The 16,689-nt window shown below is 60.2% G+C and carries 20 protein-coding genes and 1 pseudogene; 6 read left to right on the forward strand and 15 right to left on the reverse strand.

The features are described 5' to 3' along the window. Window positions 1-4 precede the first annotated feature (4 nt). Window positions 5-520 (reverse strand): molybdopterin cofactor-binding domain-containing protein, encoded by a 516-nt coding sequence (locus P6U27_RS25610; protein WP_407192790.1) that lies wholly within the window; start codon window positions 518-520, stop codon window positions 5-7. A 10-nt stretch (window positions 521-530) separates the two neighbouring features. Between P6U27_RS25610 and P6U27_RS25615 the strand changes: the two genes are divergently transcribed. After that, window positions 531-878 (forward strand): hypothetical protein, encoded by a 348-nt coding sequence (locus P6U27_RS25615; RefSeq protein WP_209294609.1) that lies wholly within the window; start codon window positions 531-533, stop codon window positions 876-878. A 1,149-nt stretch (window positions 879-2,027) separates the two neighbouring features. Continuing rightward, window positions 2,028-2,287: pseudogene (locus tag P6U27_RS25620) on the forward strand (hypothetical protein). Here the strand turns inward: P6U27_RS25620 and P6U27_RS25625 are convergent. Together P6U27_RS25625 and P6U27_RS25630 are read right to left on the reverse strand one after the other, a co-directional pair. Continuing rightward, window positions 2,235-2,429, reverse strand: a complete 195-nt coding sequence (locus tag P6U27_RS25625; protein WP_209294610.1) for a hypothetical protein — start codon at window positions 2,427-2,429, stop codon at window positions 2,235-2,237. The pseudogene P6U27_RS25620 and the gene P6U27_RS25625 sit on opposite strands and share 53 nt — an antisense overlap. A 36-nt stretch (window positions 2,430-2,465) precedes the next feature. Beyond that, window positions 2,466-2,663, reverse strand: a complete 198-nt coding sequence (locus P6U27_RS25630; protein WP_122404491.1) for a hypothetical protein — start codon at window positions 2,661-2,663, stop codon at window positions 2,466-2,468. Between the two features lie 420 nt (window positions 2,664-3,083). On the opposite strand from P6U27_RS25630, the gene P6U27_RS25635 reads away from it, so the two are divergent. Beyond that, window positions 3,084-3,545 carry a GNAT family N-acetyltransferase gene (locus P6U27_RS25635; RefSeq protein WP_122404492.1) on the forward strand — a complete coding sequence of 154 codons (462 nt, stop codon included), beginning with the start codon at window positions 3,084-3,086 and terminating at the stop codon, window positions 3,543-3,545. A 541-nt stretch (window positions 3,546-4,086) separates the two neighbouring features. On the opposite strand, the gene P6U27_RS25640 is transcribed toward P6U27_RS25635, so the two are convergent. Then, complete coding sequence (locus P6U27_RS25640) at window positions 4,087-4,995, reverse strand: FUSC family protein (RefSeq protein WP_209294611.1); 909 nt, start codon at window positions 4,993-4,995, stop codon at window positions 4,087-4,089. A 412-nt stretch (window positions 4,996-5,407) separates the two neighbouring features. Next, window positions 5,408-5,758: a helix-turn-helix domain-containing protein gene (locus P6U27_RS25645; RefSeq protein WP_407192791.1), complete on the reverse strand. Its 351-nt coding sequence runs from the start codon at window positions 5,756-5,758 to the stop codon at window positions 5,408-5,410. Window positions 5,759-5,776: 18 nt separating this feature from the next. On the opposite strand from P6U27_RS25645, the gene P6U27_RS25650 reads away from it, so the two are divergent. Next, the gene (locus P6U27_RS25650; protein WP_407192792.1) at window positions 5,777-6,877 is read left to right on the forward strand and encodes an IS4 family transposase; all 1,101 of its coding nucleotides are present in this window, start codon (window positions 5,777-5,779) and stop codon (window positions 6,875-6,877) included. 826 nt (window positions 6,878-7,703) lie between these two features. Here P6U27_RS25650 and P6U27_RS25655 read toward each other — a convergent pair. After that, on the reverse strand, window positions 7,704-8,483 hold the full coding sequence (locus P6U27_RS25655; RefSeq protein ID WP_129145534.1) for an alpha/beta fold hydrolase: 780 nt from the start codon (window positions 8,481-8,483) through the stop codon (window positions 7,704-7,706). A gap of 136 nt (window positions 8,484-8,619) precedes the next feature. Next, window positions 8,620-8,859 (reverse strand): hypothetical protein, encoded by a 240-nt coding sequence (locus P6U27_RS25660; RefSeq protein ID WP_407192793.1) that lies wholly within the window; start codon window positions 8,857-8,859, stop codon window positions 8,620-8,622. Between the two features lie 363 nt (window positions 8,860-9,222). Here P6U27_RS25660 and P6U27_RS25665 point away from each other — a divergent pair, with 363 nt between their 5' ends. Together P6U27_RS25665 and P6U27_RS25670 are read left to right on the forward strand one after the other, a co-directional pair. Continuing rightward, the gene (locus P6U27_RS25665; RefSeq protein WP_407192794.1) at window positions 9,223-9,432 is read left to right on the forward strand and encodes a hypothetical protein; all 210 of its coding nucleotides are present in this window, start codon (window positions 9,223-9,225) and stop codon (window positions 9,430-9,432) included. A 30-nt stretch (window positions 9,433-9,462) separates the two neighbouring features. Beyond that, the gene (locus P6U27_RS25670; protein ID WP_245509655.1) at window positions 9,463-9,984 is read left to right on the forward strand and encodes a DUF3883 domain-containing protein; all 522 of its coding nucleotides are present in this window, start codon (window positions 9,463-9,465) and stop codon (window positions 9,982-9,984) included. Window positions 9,985-10,055: 71 nt separating this feature from the next. Here the strand turns inward: P6U27_RS25670 and P6U27_RS25675 are convergent, their stop codons facing one another. From P6U27_RS25675 to P6U27_RS25710, 8 genes are all read right to left on the reverse strand, one after another. Beyond that, the gene (locus P6U27_RS25675; protein ID WP_122404498.1) at window positions 10,056-10,313 is read right to left on the reverse strand and encodes a hypothetical protein; all 258 of its coding nucleotides are present in this window, start codon (window positions 10,311-10,313) and stop codon (window positions 10,056-10,058) included. 88 nt (window positions 10,314-10,401) lie between these two features. Then, the gene (locus P6U27_RS25680) at window positions 10,402-10,677 is read right to left on the reverse strand and encodes a hypothetical protein (RefSeq protein ID WP_244607704.1); all 276 of its coding nucleotides are present in this window, start codon (window positions 10,675-10,677) and stop codon (window positions 10,402-10,404) included. Between the two features lie 175 nt (window positions 10,678-10,852). After that, a complete protein-coding gene (locus tag P6U27_RS25685; protein ID WP_245163123.1) occupies window positions 10,853-11,056 on the reverse strand; it encodes a hypothetical protein in 204 nt (67 codons plus the stop codon). A gap of 513 nt (window positions 11,057-11,569) precedes the next feature. Further along, window positions 11,570-11,716 (reverse strand): hypothetical protein, encoded by a 147-nt coding sequence (locus tag P6U27_RS25690; protein WP_164937168.1) that lies wholly within the window; start codon window positions 11,714-11,716, stop codon window positions 11,570-11,572. A gap of 711 nt (window positions 11,717-12,427) precedes the next feature. Beyond that, on the reverse strand, window positions 12,428-13,150 hold the full coding sequence (locus tag P6U27_RS25695) for a biotin/lipoyl-binding protein (protein WP_312016199.1): 723 nt from the start codon (window positions 13,148-13,150) through the stop codon (window positions 12,428-12,430). 9 nt (window positions 13,151-13,159) lie between these two features. Continuing rightward, window positions 13,160-13,363, reverse strand: coding sequence for a DUF1656 domain-containing protein (locus P6U27_RS25700; RefSeq protein ID WP_129145532.1), 204 nt, complete (start codon window positions 13,361-13,363; stop codon window positions 13,160-13,162). A gap of 98 nt (window positions 13,364-13,461) precedes the next feature. Further along, window positions 13,462-13,671, reverse strand: coding sequence for a hypothetical protein (locus P6U27_RS25705; RefSeq protein ID WP_129145531.1), 210 nt, complete (start codon window positions 13,669-13,671; stop codon window positions 13,462-13,464). 133 nt (window positions 13,672-13,804) lie between these two features. After that, window positions 13,805-16,654, reverse strand: coding sequence for a winged helix-turn-helix domain-containing protein (locus tag P6U27_RS25710; RefSeq protein WP_209295800.1), 2,850 nt, complete (start codon window positions 16,652-16,654; stop codon window positions 13,805-13,807). Window positions 16,655-16,689: the final 35 nt, after the last annotated feature.

Consider the following 16,689-nt stretch of genomic DNA (forward strand, 5'->3'; position numbering starts at 1 on the left):
GAGATCACCTCGATCGGGGGAATTTCGACCGCCGTGGCCAAGAGATAGTCGGCAAAACTGCCGGTGCGATTCTGGCCGTCTCGTCGTAGATGACCTCTTCCAACAGCGCGCCGCTAATGCCCAGCGCGATGGCGCCCTGCTGTTGACCGCGCACGATCGCAGGGTTGTAGACGGTGCCACAATCCTCAACGACCAGATAGCGATCGATCGCGACATGGCCGGTCTCCATGTCGACCCGCACCTCGCACGCGTGCGTTGAGTTGGAGAAGGTCATCGGCGGCGGATCATAGGGGCGATGCGCTTCGAGTCCCGGCTCCGTGCCCGGCGGCAGGCGCAGCGGATCGAGATATGCGACGTGGGCAATATCGGCGAGCGAAAGCCCGGCATCCGTCCACACGCCACCGAGCCGACGCTCAACGCATCCTGCGCGCAGGCGCAGCTCGCTCGCGCTGTTGAGACGCAGATTGACGAAAGCAAGAAAGAAGCGTTGGCGGAATATGTAAATCCATCGCAGGAACATAATCGACCTAGTGGAGGCCGCACGCAAATTCCAAGGTGACGGACGACACGCTCCCGAAGATGCAATTCACAATCTTGTATTCAAGCGCTTCAACGACAACGTCTCGTTGAACTACTTCGAGCATAATCTTTGGCTCGTCGATGACGCCCTGGCGTTGATGCCTTACATCTCCAGCGATAGAATTCTGCATGGCGGGCGGCGACGTAGCGGTGACAAAGTCACCGATCTTCTCTTCTTCGATGATAGTATGGTGCTCGGCGACGAGAATGCGACGACTTTGACGTGGTCGAGTTCAAAAGACCGAGCAGAAACGATTATGTCTTCGGGTCGGAAAAGAGCGACCCCGCACTGCAAGTGATCAATACAGTAGCCAAGGCGACCGCTACCGGCGTCGCAAGAACAGGCGGGACACATTTTTCGTTCGCCGGCGTAGTACGTAGGCTGGCGTATGTAGTTGCTGATTTGCGCCTAGCTTAATTGGCGTTCTCCAGCAGCACGATTTTATAAATGATTGGAACCCTAAAGTGTTCGTTCGCTGCCACGCCAATCAACGCGTGTTCATTCAGGCATTCGGATACGAAACCCTGCTTGAAAATGCAAAGAAGCGAAACCAAGCCTTCTTTTCGGTGCTCTTTGGACAATGATGTTTTGCCCGCCGGAGCGAGCGCCTCGGACAAGAGAGAAAGGTTGAGACGTGTCGCTCAAGCATGACCTGCTCCGTATCGGCTATCTCCCTGAAAACCTATCTGGCGCAAGTGAAGGCCACCAGCGTGCGTAGCATCGATACTGTGCCGCCTTCGGTCTTGGGAGCAGCGTGGGGCCGCAGAGGGATAGAATGGCCGCCGCGATCTACTTTCCGCTTTTTCTGGTGCTTGTTAGGGGGAAGCAGTATTCGGTATTCTACCTCTCAGCAGACTTGCAAACCCCCAACGATGTTCAAACCGCGCAAACCACTTTCTCTGACTGCGAGACGTGCGGGTTGGCGAGGGTTCGTCTATGATTTAACGAGCGTTCAACAGGGCTTCGTGAGACTTAAGTAGGTTCAGGCGGCCTAAGTCAGCAACGTTCTTGCCGCAGCAGCCAGAGACAACGAGTAGCCGACGCGCACTAAAAACGTCCGGTCTCTATTGGGTGCTATCAGTTTCCACCGCGCGCCAACTTCGCGACAGCTCGACGGAGGTTGACCTCGATGCACCGAGCGCAGATCAGCTCGCCGTCCCCGGCCGGTGGCGCAAGAACGGTTAGCTCTTCTGGCGCGAACTCTTCTTCGCAATGGTCGCAGCGGGGGATTTTGTGCACCCGCGCATTTGCTCACGTAGTTGTGGCGGAATTCGGTAGCGCGGTCCGCACTTGCGCTCGTTCCAAATTCGGAACCGAGGTGAAGTAAACTCGCGGCCGTTGCAGATTTACAACCCGCTTCGCCATTCAAGATACTAAGCTCGTCCCGTCCATTGCGACGATCGAAACATATTTCACGCTTACTTAATGCGAACAGCGGGGCCGCAAAGTGTTTGATGTCTATCGCAATGAGAAACGCGACTTTCTCGTTCTAAGCACAGGCTCTGCGATACCGCAGTTTGCTCTCAAAATAAGTGGCGCAAGAGTAGAAAACGAGTTCTCAAAGTCAGCGACGAAATCAAGGCGGCCGTTCAGAGACAAGGCTATTACGTTCGCAGCTTGCGCGTTACCAAGGCGGATGATCTAGGTCGGCGACTTAGGTCGTCGCCGCGCCATCCAACTGCGCCAGCCCAGCCTCGATCACTATGATATCTTCCTCGATCTGCTGAATGGTTGTTCGCCAATCAAAGCCGGTGCGTGCCTTCAGCTCCACGGCCTGCTTCCGGCGCTGCATACGCAAATCGTTCAGGCTGACGTATCCGCTCACAATAAGCTCGATTGCGCTTGGCATCCCTCGCCCCTAGTCCCAAGACCCACTTCGCAACGGTTAGTCCGCGACACTCTTCACAACGGCATCCCTTCGCAGATTGTGGCCGGCAGCGGTCAAATGGGACGCTATGATGAGACCGAGCCGCCTTAACGTCTGGAGGGCAACAGGGTCGCACAGTTCAATCGAAAGCCCCGCTCCCAACACCGCAATGGTGCGCTGTTCATCGCTATCGAGATCAGCCCAGGAGATGTCCATCACGCGGCTCCGCGCTAAACAAATTGTCTAAAACCCAAATGCGTGCCTGATTGGCCGCAGCATATCCATGGCCGCGTCTGTATACCGACCGTTGGTGAGGCATCGATCCACTTGCGCTGTGCTAATCAGCGCCACAACTGCCACTGTGAAGCCCTTAAACATTGGGCCTCTCCTGAAAGAGACCGCCAACCGGGCGTGTCGAAATATTCAACCGTTCTCAGAATGCGCTGCCGCATATGACGACGACCTATATGCAAATGGTGACAGCTACTCGTAACCAGTTCCTTAACGGGCGCAATGTCTGGATGCGAGCGCCATGGGATGGGGCGAAGGCGTTGTAGCGGCTTTTGCCGATGAAGCGCTCAAGATTGTGATGCACGGGCAGACAAGGAAGATCGGCGGCAGCGTAGGAGGGCTCCGATGACCAACGTACAGACCTTCATCGTGGAGCCCGGCACACCGGAATTGGCGATCTGCGCACGATGGCGCGCAAATGCCTTTCCAGTACTCCAAGCGTCCTTTGAGGATGAACTGAGGTCGTTGGAGCTATTTGCATCCGATCAAGCACACGGTGTGGCGCTGATCGCCAAGGCCGATGGCAAACCGATCGGAACGTGCCTTCTCGTCGAGACCGAGATCGAGCCTAACCATGATGTGTCGCCATGGCTTGCAGGCTTGTTCGTCGTCCCTGAGTATCGGCGAAAAGGAGCAGGCGCCGCATTGGTCGCAGCGATCGAGGATCAAGCGCGACAGCGAGAGTTTTCGCGGCTCTACCTTTACACCACAGATGCCGCCGGGTTCTATGCGAGGCTCGGGTGGTCGGTCCTTGATCGCACTAACTGGAAGGGGTTTGACACAGCTCTGATGGTTCGCGACCTGTAAACGTCGCTAGGAACGCTGTCAGACGGCATCCATGCTTCGCGCTCCTCGTCCGTCAGGATCGATCTCCGGGACCACCCCGGTGCGGGACCTCAGTCGCCGGAGCGAGGGTACCGGGCAGAGCTACTCGCAATCGTGGGCGTGGATAAGGCGTGAGCGGTCCTACGCCCGGCTGTGTGCTGCACCACCCGTAAATTTCCCAAGTGTTGGCTGCTCGGCACACTGGTTAAGTGGTGCGGATCGAGCGCCGCACCATGAAAACACCGAAGCCGAAGCAATGGGCGACCAAGAGGTCCAACGATTAATGCGACTGGCCCGGCAAGGAGTTAGCACATCGAGGATAGCCGGCGAACTTGGCCGCCACGCCGGATCGTTGAGGCGCATGGCGCGAACGTTGGGATTGCTGTTGAAGAAGTAGTCCCCGAGCGATCTTGAGCGCAGGCGGCGGACTACAGCCCAAAGCCTCGGCCGATCTCCCGGAGCGGCATACTGCTTGTCGTGGGTGTGGATAAAACCCGGCGGCTCGCGTAACATCGGCCAGGGTTCAACGTCTCACCGGGATCAGACAAATGAGCCGTTTCCTGCAGTGCTGTGTAGCTGCTACTGGCTGCGTCGCCGGAGCTTTGGTCTTCCATTCGTCCGAAGCGAATGCTGTCTTTTGGCGCGGCATCACCGCGCCAACAAACATCGTGTTGAGGAGCCGTGCAGCCTGTAATTGCACGACAAGACCGACCGCCGTGCTGCGGGCGGCGGCGCTCCTGGCTGGACCGCTGCTCGATTCGAGATCGATGCCGGCTATTTCGGAATGAAGTCCCACGATGTCGCGCACCAGCGCAAGGAAGAGCGCCGAATTGTCTCTTGCGCCATGCAAGGCCGCGCTTGCATACGCGCGTACGCGGGCATGAATCGCCGCCAGCTGCGCCGCAAGCGCCGGATGATGATTGGGAGCGGACATCACCACGTTGATGGCGGCGATCGAGATGACGCCGACGGCGATGGCGGCGCCACGCTCCAGGCTGGCGTCGAACACATTCTGAGGATGGTCGATCTGCTGGATAGCGATGTTCGCAACGGTATAGCCGGTCAGTACCGCCGCATAGGCACGATAGCCATCCAGCAGCTTCGCCGCAAAGACACAAAGACCGAGCCACACCGCCGACGCCACAAGCATCAGATCTCTCGTCTGTGAGAAGATTCCGGTTAGTGCGATCGACGCCGTCACGCCCACGGCAGTCCCGAGCAATCGAAAGGCGGCTTTCTCGAGGGCCTGACCGCGGGTCGGCTCTGCGAGGATTGCCACCGTCACCGCCGCCGTGAACGGCGCGTCCAGTTGCAGCCAAAGACCGACGAACAGCGCCAGCACGATGGCCAGCCAAACGCGGACGGCGAAGCTCCAGGAACTCGCCGGAATCTTCGCGATGGTGAACGGCTGCTGGGCTATTGTGGCGGCCACGTCGAGTTCCTCATCGGATTGCCTCCTTCGACTTGCGCTTGGTCCTCACGCGGCGGCTTCCGTCTTCGGCCTGCTCAGTTTGCAGTGCATTCACGCGCTCATCTTCCGGATTGCGCCGAGCTTTAGGGATTGCACGTGTCGGGTGCGGCTCTGCTCGTCAGGTTGACGATGGTTGCCAGCAGCGCGAAACGCAGGGCGGCAATGGCGAAGACGGCCAGAGTTAAAAGGTCGCTCATGTAAGCTCCTGTACATTTTCAGGTCGCGCCGAACCGCGCGGCAATGTCCTCACCTTGACCAGGATCGAAGCGATCCGGGCGGCTTGGCTATTCGACAACTATGACATTCGGCGAGGCCCGGCTTCGCAGGGATTGCCGCGCCTTTGTCAGCGATTGCTGTTGCCGGCAGCCGACGTTCACAATCCAGGCTGTTGACGATACCGACCGGGCGCCTGTCCCGTCGCCTGCGTGAAGGCGCGCGTGAAATTGGCCTGGCTCGAAAAGCCGAGCGCGAGCGCAATCTCGACCAACGGCCGATCACCCGCCATCAAGAGGGCTTTGGCGCGATCGAGGCGTCTGGCGCTGACATAGCGATGAGGAGATTGCCCGACGGCTTTCTTGAAGGCACGGGCAAAGTGATAGCGGCTGAGGCATGCAATCGATGCCATCTGGTCCAGGCCGAGTTCACTTTCCAGATTGGCTTCGACGTAATCCAGCACCCGGAAAACCCCATAGGCGTTAAGTTTGTTCTTGAGTGTTGGAATCACACGTGATTCCAAGGCGGGATGGCAGACGAATCGCTTCTGAACGAGGACTGGACGAGAGTGGTTACGCAGCTCGGCGGGGCTGCGCAGCTTGAAATAAGTGCGCGCCAGACGAAGGCTTTCGTGCGGCGGCGCCAAATTCCAGATGCGGTGGCGTTACTTCGGCTGATGCTGGCCTATTGTCTGGGTGAAAGAGGGTTGAGATCGACAGCCGCGTGGGCCGCTTCTGTTGGCCTTGCCGACCTCAGCAGCGTGGCGTTGTTCTATCGCCTGCGTCAATGTGGCGATTGGTTTGCAGTGCTGGTGGAGGGCTTGCTCGCTGCGGCAGCCCCGAAAGCGAGCCGAGGCCGCCTGATCCGCATTATCGATGCGACGACAGTGCCTCAGGCAGGACCGGCTGCGCGCAGGAACAGTGAGCTTTGGCGCGTTCATAGTGCATTCGATCTGCCATATGAGCGCTTTGGTCACTTCGAGCTGACAGATCAGCAAGAAGGCGAAACGTTTGACCGGATACCGGTGGTCAAGAACGAGATCCGCATTGCTGACCGCGCTTATCTACAACCTGACCGCATCGCCGCTGTGCGCGACGCCGGGGCAGACGTTTTGATCCGAGCGGGCTGGAAGAACGCACGTTGGCTTGATGCCAAAGGCCTTCCGTTCGATCTGATGGCCCAATTGCGTGCGGCGAAGGCGCACGGACTGATCGATCGGAGGATTTGGATCAAACGCAAGGACGGTGCGCCTCTGGCTATGCGTCTGGTCGCAGTCAAGAAGCCCGCCGGTGCAGTCGCGGCTTCGCGCCGTAAAGCCCGGCGCGACGCACAAGACGAAAGCCGCGTCATCTCCAAAGAAACTCTGGAAGCCGCGGATTGGGTCATTCTGGTCACGTCGCTCGCGCGGGACGAGTTCTCCACCAAGGATGTACTCGCGCTCTATCGACTGCGATGGCGCATCGAACTTGGCTTCAAGCGACTGAAGAGTCTGATTGGTCTCAAGACGCCACCTGGAACCGATCCGCGCTCCGCCAAGCCCTACTTGCTGGCACACCTCTTGATCATCCTGCTGCTCGAGCCGCTTGCCCGCGACTTCGAGGACTCTCCCCGCTGGACGCAGGCCGCCTGACGGCACCTGGCGCTTGGCGTGTTTTGCAACAACTCGTTGCATCCTTGCTACAAGCGATCATTCCACAACCAACCATCCGTTGCTTTCGCCGCAGAAAGCGAGCGCTTGGGCGGCACCTGCGCGAGCCTCCTCGAAAACGTCCGTATCAATCGATGCTCGCGCTACCTTAACGCCTATGCGGAAAACCCTGCGCCGATCGAGCCCTGCTCTAGCAAGAAAAGCACCCGATTGCGCGGCGGATACGCTGACGTATCTTTGCACCAGTCTCGCCGCCGTGCTGCAGGCAAGCGTCTCCACCAGCAGCCTGCCGGTACAGCTTTCCGCCCGCAGCTCCGATGCGACTGCCCTCGCCATCTCTCGCCCAGCAGCGGATCCTCGACAGCACTTTCAAATCTCAGGGCACCGGACGGCAAGCCATCGACGTCGACTCCGAGCTTGTCCGGAGAGAACGCGCTCGGAGGAAGATAGATATGCACGATCTCCGGTTGGTCGCCTGCGCGATCGACCGAACCTTCTCGCCACCCCGCAGGGCACAACCAAACCGTATCGCGGCGGCTGACGGTCCGGTTTGCGATCCCGGAAGCGACGCGTGATCGGCGATGCATGGTCCCCGGCGATATCGACGGCAATTTCGATGTCGGATTGGGAACCCCGCCAAGGAACGATGCTCTCGTAATGCGCGCGCAACTCGGCCGACAGGCCTGACCAGCCTCGGTTCGTCGATGACTGCACCAGCTTGGTCCGGCCATGGCGCCGCCAGAACTCGCAGTAAGGCCGCGGCTCGCAGTGGTCCTTCGTGGCGGGTCGCTCCTGTCTGATTTCCACGTTACGCCCCCACCTGCGCCGCCTCCAGGATCAACCCCGCGATTTCGTCGGCGTGCGAGATCAGCGCGAGATGGCTGCCTTTCACCTCGATGGTATTTGCGCCCATGCGCTTGGCCATGAAGCGCTGGAGGTCCGGATTGATGGTGCGGTCTTCGGTCGAGACCGCATAGAAGCTCGGCTTCGAGCGCCAGGCCGCATTGGCGGTCTTGCCCGTGAGCAGCGCCTTGTGGAACGGCTCCTGCACCGCATAGAGCACTCTTGCTTTCGCAGGCGGCAGGTCGCCGGCGAAATCGTGCAGGAAGGCTTCTTCCGACAGGCGGCCCTCGTCACCATCGAAAACGATTCCCGCGCTCGCCGGCGGCGTCGGAAAAGTCTTGGCCAGCCCGGTGTAATCCTCGCCCGCATCGGGCGCGCGCGCCGCCACATAGACCAGCGCCGAGATGTTCGGATGCACGCCGGCTTCGGTGACGATCATGCCGGAGAAGGAATGGCCGACCAGCACCGTCGGACCGTCCTGCCTTGCCAGTACGCGCTCGGCAGAGGTTACCGCCTCGGACAGCGTAGTCAGCGGGTTCTGCACGGCGGTGACGTTGAGGCCTGCGGCCTGCAGGCGCGGAATCACCTCCAGCCAGCACGAGCCGTCGGCGAACAAGCCGTGCACCAGCACGACATTGCGGGCTTTAAGTGGAGTTGTGCCTGCGGCGAAGCCGCGTTTGGCCATCAGCGAGGCCGCGCTCCCTGCGACAAGCGCGGCGGCGAATGTGCGTCTGGTCATCGTCATTGCATTCTCCTTTTCATGACAAGGCCAATCTTCGTGGCTCGACATAAAATTCGAAAATGCAGGGGCGTTGTTACGCGGAGTCACGGAGTTGTGTCGGCGGTTCGCCAAACTCCCCGAAACGTGTTGGCGGCACCGCTCATTCAGAGGTCTTGTCACGCTCCCGCACGATCACGTTTGCCCGCTCGTCATAGCCGGCGCGGCTGGAGTAGAACGCCAGCGCCATCAACCCCACGCTGAAAAGCAGCGAGAACAGGATGCCGGCCGCCATCGCGGCATATCCGATCGGCGGCACGTCGGTGCCATCGGAGGCATTCCAACCCAGCGTCGCCATCACGACGGAGACGATCAGCAACGCGACCATGCCCGCCAGCAGCACGTAGGACCACCTGCTCATGCCCCCTGGCGCTGGCACGCAGGTTTTGCCAATACAATTTCTCGAGAAAATGCCGCATGGCGCGATCTCCACTTCGCCATGATGAACCGCGAGGTCGCAACGATCTTTTCCATTCGCCCGAGAATTCAGGATTTGAACGGGGCAAACCGGAAGTCCTGACCAGCCTTCGCTTCAAACCCTTCCAGTGTCCGATTACGTCTTTGCGGACGGATCGGCTGCTGCCTGCTAGGATTCCATGTGCGAACAGGGACAGCGACCTGTGGACGCCGATGGTACAGCGCCGGGAACCAAGGGGACCGACTGGACGGCCGAGCAGGTCGCCGTCGTGGTCGCCAACTTTTCCTGATGCTCGAGCGCGAGCGCGTCGGCAACAAGATCAACAAGGCCGAACTTTACCGGCGGCTGGGGCGGGAGGTAGGACGGTCCGAGAAGTCGATAGAGTGGAAGCTCCGCAACGTGTCGACTGTCCTGGAGGAGCTCGGGATCGCCTGGATCCCGGGCCTATTGCCGGCCCACAACTATCAGGACTCCCTGGTGCAGTCCGTCGAGGTCTAGTTGGGCTTACATCCGATTCTGACGGACCCGGTGTCGGTGAAGCCGCGCTTCACGTCGGCGGAAGGGCCGGCCCTGGTGCCTCCGCCCGCGCTTTTGAACTCGGACCCGCAGGACCGCCAGCCCGTGCTCCGGCGGCTGCTCGGCAAGTACGATCCGGCAGCCAGGGACGATTTCAACCGCTCGCTGGGGCGCGCCGGCGAGGAGATGGTATTCAAGTTCGAGTACGACCGGCTCTGCCAGGCTGGCCGTCGTGACCTGGCCAAGGAGATGGATTGGCCCGCGGATCGCGGCGAAGACGATAAGGGCTACGACATTCGGTCCTTCGAACCGGACGGTGAGGAGAGCCTTCTCGAGACCAAGACCACCAACGGGCATGCGCGGACGCGGTTCTGGCTGTCCCGCCAGTACGAAGTTGCCGCCCAGAATCCGTCGACCTACCGCATTCGGAGGGTCTTCCACTTCGAAAACGGCGCCGAGATGTTCGACATCAAGCCGCCGCTCGACGCCGGCCTGTTGCTCATTCCGGACAAGTACGTGGCCGTGCCCAGGTGACAGGTCTGGTGGCGGCGGCCATAAAGCCGTGATCCCAAGAAGTCGACGGCCCAAGCCGAAAGGGAGTTGAGCTAGGGGCTCCGATCTTCGCAGCGACGGGCACCCAAACCGATCGGACCGGGCGGCTCATCCGCGACGATGTCGGCCCGCTGGTCGACGATGCTGCCATCGCTGTGAATCGGCACCGAAGCATGACCCGTCCAATGTGATGTGAAGCAGAGGCTTATCCTGCCGATCGGCGTCGGGACCCCTCGCCGATTCACACCAATGACGATGATATCGACAGTGAAGAGAACGTTGATGTAAGCGCCGGCCTGCACCGCAGCCATACCCCAAAGCTGATGTGCATCCCCGCCGCAACGGGAACGTGCGCCATCGAGTTGAGCCTGGGACTTCTGAGCGTGCAAAGAGGAGAGTTCAGCTACGTAGCTGAACACGTGAACGTTTTATAATGGACGATACGACCCGATCATAGGTTTCGAGCGCCGCCTCCGTCGCCAACTGGACCATTTCGCGGTAGGCAGCCTCGTTCACTTGAGTGAAACTGTCGCGGATTGCTTCGGCCAACTCTGCTTCGGTGACCGATGTTCGATTTACCTCTGTTTGTCTCGTAAGGTGGCTATACAGATTGAGACGGTACACTTCTGTCGAAAGTTGCCACGCCCAATCTTCGAGATGTAGTTGTTCAATCATCAGCGCTATGCGGAACCGGAGGGATGGAAAGGAATGACACCCGCGGGCGAGGAGCAGATAGCGGATGCAGATCGACTAGAAAACCAACCCTCGGTTGGCCCAATACGCTGCTCTGGTTGTGTCGGCTTAAGTGCGAGCTCGTAGCGCGCACGGTCGATCCGGAATAGCACATCGGTCAAAGAGTAAACGTGTCCTTGGTTGTCCCAAGCTGCGCCAGGTAATCCTGCAGCGGCTTCGGTAGCCGGTTAAACCAATCGGCCTCTTCACGCGGCTGCGGCAGCACGTGACCGTATTCCAGCATATCCGTCGGCTCCAGATTGCAGAGGTAAACCCAGATCTCCTCCTCCTTTGCATTGGTGATCCGCGCAACCTCCTTCATTATGCGCAACATCATCGCCTTCCGCTGAGCTTGGGTTCGGCCAGCTCGGATATCGCCTCGGATCCAGATCTGTCCTGCGGCGCGCGAACCGCCAAGGAAACGATCAGCAGGTTTCTTTTCCTCGATGACGACCTGTACAAAGTAACTTGGCGCGCCGGTCTCCTCTGTGAATCCGTGTCACGGCCTCGGCGATCGCGGCTTTTTGGCTGTCGTTCACGAAGCCTTCCGCGAGTGAGCACACATATGTTGGCATTTTGGCCTCCTTGCTGGCTTGCTTCATCATCCCAATGCGGGTCGCCACGACGGACTTGGTTGATACGAACCCGCGTCAAATAAAAGAGCCGAACCGACCGGGATCAGAACGCGTCCTGGGCGATCCCCTGGGCAAGCGATCAGTTTCCTTCGCCACTTCGGCCATATCGATGACGATGCCTAAGATGCGTTCATAACTTCCGCTTGTGCGCTCATGCAGAGCATTTCCACGAGTTCTCGTGACGAGAAGAGACTCCTGCGTTATGCAGCAAACGTCGTACGCGGAATCATCCATGTCGAAACCGTTCGCCAGACGCCATCGCCGAAATGTAGCTGATAGGCAATGAAGTCGCTATCCTCACCGTGCACCAGCTCGTAGCGATGGGACTTGGCAAGTTGCGTGGTCATCGGGTTCTCCTTTGTCGAACATGCTGACTAATCATTTGGTTGCGAAGCCTCGTTCGATCAATGCAATGACGATCATAATTTCATCAAGTTTACGAGAGGGCCGGCGCACAGAGATCGGCCTGCCGGGTCAGCTGATCCAGAAAGACGTGGAGAAACGTCAATACCCGGAGCGAGGCCAGGTTCGACCGTTTCCGGAGACGGTACAGGAGCCACCTTCGAGTACGGAATTGCGTCCACTTCACCGGACGCACTGGACCCAGATCGAAGGCAATCTGTCCGCGCAATGCGAGCTTCGCCCGACAACTCTGTTAGCGGACTAAGGATAATAGCCCGCGCTCGCCCGAACAAATCCGCGCGATCCTCGGGGGTCGAATCCAAAACCGTAACGGTGGCCGTCATACCGGAGATGAGCGGTACACCTTCGGGGACCTGGTCGATGGCAACGCGGACCGGTACTCGCTGTGCTAGGCGTACCCACGTGTAGATCGGGTCTACGTTCGGCAATCCCTGCGGTCCGCTTGCCGCATTCGAAACGCTGATACCTCGAGTGATGGTCTTCACATGACCCAGAATCGGCTGCGCGTATCCCATAAGGTGAGCTTCTAGCCGCTCCCCGATGCAGACACGTGCCATCTTCGTCTCTTCGAAATAGCCGTCTATCCAAAAGCTGTTCGCATCGATCACCGAGATATTGCTTGCGCCGGCGACTGCCTAGTCTCCGGCCCGCAGCAGGAGGTTGGTGACATAGCCGTCGACGGGACTCAGCACTTTAGTACGTCGGAGGTTCAGTTCTGCCTGGGCCAACTGGTGCTGAGCGGCGTCGTACGCCGCCTTTGCCTCCGCTGCACTCCCCGCATAGATCTGCTGCTGCTCAGGCGTCGTGGCCAAGCTCGACAGATTTTGCCGTCTGGCTGCTTCTGCCTGTTTGACTTCTAGGTCCGCAGCTCTTTGTTCAACCAATGACCGGGTCGTGCGCACGGCTATGTCGAAATCGAAAGGATCGATGACGTAAAGAACGTCACCTCGGTGGACGAACTGGTTATCTGCCACCTGGACTGAGACGATTTTCCCAGAGATCTGCGGCGCCACGTTTGCGACTTGGACGCGGACGCTTCCGTTTCGGGTCCAAGGAGCGGTCACGTAGTAGTGCCATGCGACTAAAGAGATAAAGATTGCGATCAACACCAATATGAACGTGGCTACTCGCCTACATGCTGAGACGAAGATCCGTCTGACCTCGTCGTGCAGCATGGGCTCGGCATCCACCACTCGCCAAGTTTCATTCTCGCTCTCAGCGCACAGATTGATGCCATCCCGCGTCGCAGCTGGCGACATGTCAGGATCCGGACCTGTTTCCGTGGGACCGTTGAAAGAGCCGGCTCGGCGATCCTCGTCGCGAGGGCTGTCGGGTTTTTTAGGAGCAGCAGCTTCCATGGAGATTTCCTAGAAGAACAGCACAAGCAATCCGAACATCGTGATGTATAGACAGAACTCGGCGAGTGGCGGATTGCTGAATAGCCGTTCAAATCCCAGCCCGGATAATAGCGGCCGCAATAGCAGCAAAAGCAGCAGCGCCATTACTCCGAACGCGACGATAGGCGAGATCAACAAGCAGCCTACTATGAAATCGCGGTGTACGTGAGTCATAGCCGAGCAGAATCTTGATCATCTGGATGCAGCCGTAGGCACGACGCACCCGCGGCTCCTCGCCGGGCGAAGCCGGCTCCCGCCAAGCCCTGTAGCAACTATTTCGCGGTCAGCGCGTCGATCCGGCGAATTCCGATCGTCTCGCGAATGATCTTCAGCCAGTCCTGGTATGAGCTTTGGGTGTTCTCCTGAACGTCCGCGAAACCGCTCTCCGGGTCTGACTCGTACATGAGATGCGCAAAGGCGCGCTCGATATCAGCCTTATTGCCGAGCTGCGATCGCGTGCAGACCACGACTAGCGCCTGCATCAATTTTTTTGATCGCTTGAGGCTGCCCGAGCCACGCCGAGCATCGAGGCGCTGCCGCTTTCGGCCATGCCAGGCTGAGCGGTGATCGTCCCCGCGCACATCGTGGCGGCTGGGCCAACGACGAGGCGCTTCACTACTCCCGCGCCAGCCTGCCCAGCAGGTCAGCGGCGCTCCTGATATCCGCCGTGTCCGATCCTTCGGCAAAGCCCTCCAGCGCTGATTCGAGCAATAGCCTTGCGTTCCTGCTACGACGCCGTTCAGCGAGAAGCTGCGCAAGATCAATCGCCGACCGCAGTTCCCACCCTTTCGCGCCCTTGTTGCGACTCAGCTTCAGTGATTGCAGTAGACAAGCTTCCGCGTCATCGATCCGCGGCTCCGGCATATGCAATTGGACGTTGCCCTTCATTCGCAGCAGCTCGGGCATGTAGATGTGATCACCGCTTTGCTCGACCAGGCGAATAGCATCATCGACTAGGATTGCGCTCTGCTCTATTTGTCCAAGCTTCAACAAGCCCTGAGCCAACGCGATGTTGAAGGTCGTGGTCAGCAGCTCGTAGCCAGCCTCGTGGAGTTCGCGGAGGGAAGCCTTGATCGTCTCGACCCCGCCTGCGGCATCGCCGCGCCGGATCGCGAGCTCGCCTTTGACGCCCCGGCCGACGGCGAGATAAGGTCCCATCGAGCGCGATTGGGCATGTGCAATGAAGCGGTCGATGTTTTCTTCCGCGCCCTCGAGATCACCGCTCCACAGATCGATCGATACCGCCCAGATCAGCGCAATACAGAGCGTGATTGGGTGGTCCATTTGCGCGGCTTCCGCAACAGTTTGTCGCGCCAGTGTCAGCGCGTCCGCTGGACTGCCCTGCAGCCAAAGCTCGCGCGCAAGCGTGATGCCCGCGCGGTTGCGATGATCGAAGCCATATACCGTGCTGACCCGTTCCGTTCCCGGACCGTTCCAGGCGAGCTCGACCACCTTCAGCGCATCGCGGTGCTCGCCGGCCAGATGCAGCGAGACGCCGAGGAGCGAATGGGCGAGCGCGATCGAGGCAGCATCGCCCAGCGACTTGGCGACCGAGACGCTCTGCTGCGCGTAGTTGAGCGCAGCATCGAACTCGCCCATCCGTTCATGGAAGATATGCATACGCCCGAGCAGCTGGAGCTGGTTGATCTCATCGTCTCGAGCCCTCGCGATGGCAAGGCTGCGGCTCAAGGCGCTGCGCGCCGCTTCGCTGCCGCCCCGCGTGAACATCAGGGTCAGGCCGAGGGCGGCCTGCAGGTGCATCTCCTCGCCGCTGTCGCGTGAGGCCCGATCGATCGCAACCAGCGCCCGTTCCGACCAGCGCCGGCATTCAATCAGCAGGGACATCGCGAGGAAGATCGGCGCCGCCGCAGCGGCGAGCGCGACGCCAATGCTGGCATCTCCGCCCGCGCCGAAGCACCACTCCAGCGCCGCGCGCACGTTGTGAAGCGCGGAGAAATGGACGGCGCGTTCGTCGGCGTTTGGCACGATTGCCCATGTCGTGCCGGCCCGTTCCAGCCAGCCCTGATAGTAAAGTGCGTGACGCGCGGCGAGTGCCGCGTCATAGGGTTCGAGCTCGAGCAGATACGCGCGCGTGGTGTCGAGCAGCCGATAACGCATCATGGCGCCGATCGGCCGTGGTGCGACCATCGATTTGGCGACGAGGCTGTCGACGGCATCGAACAGCCTGCCGCGACCAACATGCTCGTCTGGCACCACTTCGAGCGCTGCGTCGACGGTGAAATGCCCGGCGAAGACGGCGAGCCGGCGCAGCACGAGCCGTTCAACATCCGACAGCAGTCCGTAGCTCCAGTCGAGCGTGGCCTGCAACGTCTTCTGCCTGGGCGGCGCCGTGCGCTGTCCGTGCCAGAGCAGATTCAGGCGGTCGTCGAGCAGGGCGGCCGTCTGCGCCAGGCCGTAGGCCTCGACCCTGCCGGCGGCGAGCTCGATTGCCAATGCCATGCCGTCGAGCTTGCGGCAGATCTGCGCGACGATCGCGGCATTGGCATCGTCGAGCACGATCCGCGCGCCGCCGGCTGAAGCGCGTTCGAGGAAGAGCTGGAGCGCGGGATAGCTCTGCGCTGCAGCAGCCGTCAATCTAGAGTCCTCGGGCGGAACGGCGAGCGGCGCCAATCGATAGACCTGCTCGCCCTCGACGCGCAGGGCTTCGCGACTGGTGGCGAGGATATGGACGTGCGGCGCGGCATGGAAGATCTCCACAGCCAGCGACGCCGCCGCTCCGATCACATGCTCGCAATTGTCAAGGATCAGCAGCATCCGCTTGTCGCGCAGATGCGCCAGTAGCGCGGGCAGTGGATCGTCGCTCTGGGCCGGCAGCCCCAGCATCAGCAGGATCGACGTGATCACGAGATCGGGATCGCTGAGCGCGGCGAGATCGACGAAATGTGCGGCATCGGAGAAGGTTTCGAGCAGGTCGTGCGCGATCGCGATCGCAACTGCGGTCTTGCCGACGCCCCCAGCACCGATGATCGTGACGAAGCGCGAGGTGAGAAGCTTGTCGGAGATGGCGGCAACCACCTCGTCGCGTCCGATCATGCGCTGCAGCCGGTTCGGCAGCTTGACGGGCGGCAGCTCCATCGCTGGCGCGGGGCGCCGCAGGGCCGGAATGTCTCCGCGCGAGATCGGGGCCACGAAGCAATAGCCGCGGCCGGACAGCGTGGTGATGTAGCGGGCACCATCCTTGCCGTCGCCGAGCGCCTTGCGCAGTGCTGCGACATGAAAGCGCAGGTTGGCTTCATCGACGTTCATGCCGGGCCAAACCTGCGCGATCAGATCCCATTTACTGACGACCTCGTTCGGTCGCGACATCAGCGCGATCAGCGCGTCGAAAGCCTTCGCGCCCAGCGGCACCGTAACACCGTCTCGCGTCACTAGCCTTTCATGCGGCGTCACGGTGAACGGCCCAAACGATAATGTGGGGGTGGCAGCGCCGGCTGGCTCGGTCATGGCAAGATCTTAGGTTTCTCCGACAGGATCCGATA

This window comes from Bradyrhizobium sp. STM 3566, assembly GCF_045571445.1.
GTDB classification, from domain to species: domain Bacteria; phylum Pseudomonadota; class Alphaproteobacteria; order Rhizobiales; family Xanthobacteraceae; genus Bradyrhizobium; species Bradyrhizobium vignae.

Bases quoted from the DNA above. Each gene is read 5' to 3' on its own strand.
- P6U27_RS25610 (WP_407192790.1), bottom strand. From the start codon at position 520: ATGTTCCTGCGATGGATTTACATATTCCGCCAACGCTTCTTTCTTGCT.
- P6U27_RS25625 (WP_209294610.1), bottom strand. From the start codon at position 2,429: ATGCCAAGCGCAATCGAGCTTATTGTGAGCGGATACGTCAGCCTGAAC.
- P6U27_RS25630 (WP_122404491.1), bottom strand. From the start codon at position 2,663: ATGGACATCTCCTGGGCTGATCTCGATAGCGATGAACAGCGCACCATT.
- P6U27_RS25635 (WP_122404492.1), top strand. From the start codon at position 3,084: ATGACCAACGTACAGACCTTCATCGTGGAGCCCGGCACACCGGAATTG.
- P6U27_RS25650 (WP_407192792.1), top strand. From the start codon at position 5,777: ATGGCAGACGAATCGCTTCTGAACGAGGACTGGACGAGAGTGGTTACG.
- P6U27_RS25655 (WP_129145534.1), bottom strand. From the start codon at position 8,483: ATGACGATGACCAGACGCACATTCGCCGCCGCGCTTGTCGCAGGGAGC.
- P6U27_RS25665 (WP_407192794.1), top strand. From the start codon at position 9,223: ATGCTCGAGCGCGAGCGCGTCGGCAACAAGATCAACAAGGCCGAACTT.
- P6U27_RS25675 (WP_122404498.1), bottom strand. From the start codon at position 10,313: ATGGCTGCGGTGCAGGCCGGCGCTTACATCAACGTTCTCTTCACTGTC.
- P6U27_RS25680 (WP_244607704.1), bottom strand. From the start codon at position 10,677: ATGATTGAACAACTACATCTCGAAGATTGGGCGTGGCAACTTTCGACA.
- P6U27_RS25685 (WP_245163123.1), bottom strand. From the start codon at position 11,056: ATGAAGGAGGTTGCGCGGATCACCAATGCAAAGGAGGAGGAGATCTGG.
- P6U27_RS25690 (WP_164937168.1), bottom strand. From the start codon at position 11,716: ATGACCACGCAACTTGCCAAGTCCCATCGCTACGAGCTGGTGCACGGT.
- P6U27_RS25695 (WP_312016199.1), bottom strand. From the start codon at position 13,150: ATGGAAGCTGCTGCTCCTAAAAAACCCGACAGCCCTCGCGACGAGGAT.
- P6U27_RS25700 (WP_129145532.1), bottom strand. From the start codon at position 13,363: ATGACTCACGTACACCGCGATTTCATAGTAGGCTGCTTGTTGATCTCG.
- P6U27_RS25705 (WP_129145531.1), bottom strand. From the start codon at position 13,671: ATGCAGGCGCTAGTCGTGGTCTGCACGCGATCGCAGCTCGGCAATAAG.
- P6U27_RS25710 (WP_209295800.1), bottom strand. From the start codon at position 16,654: ATGACCGAGCCAGCCGGCGCTGCCACCCCCACATTATCGTTTGGGCCG.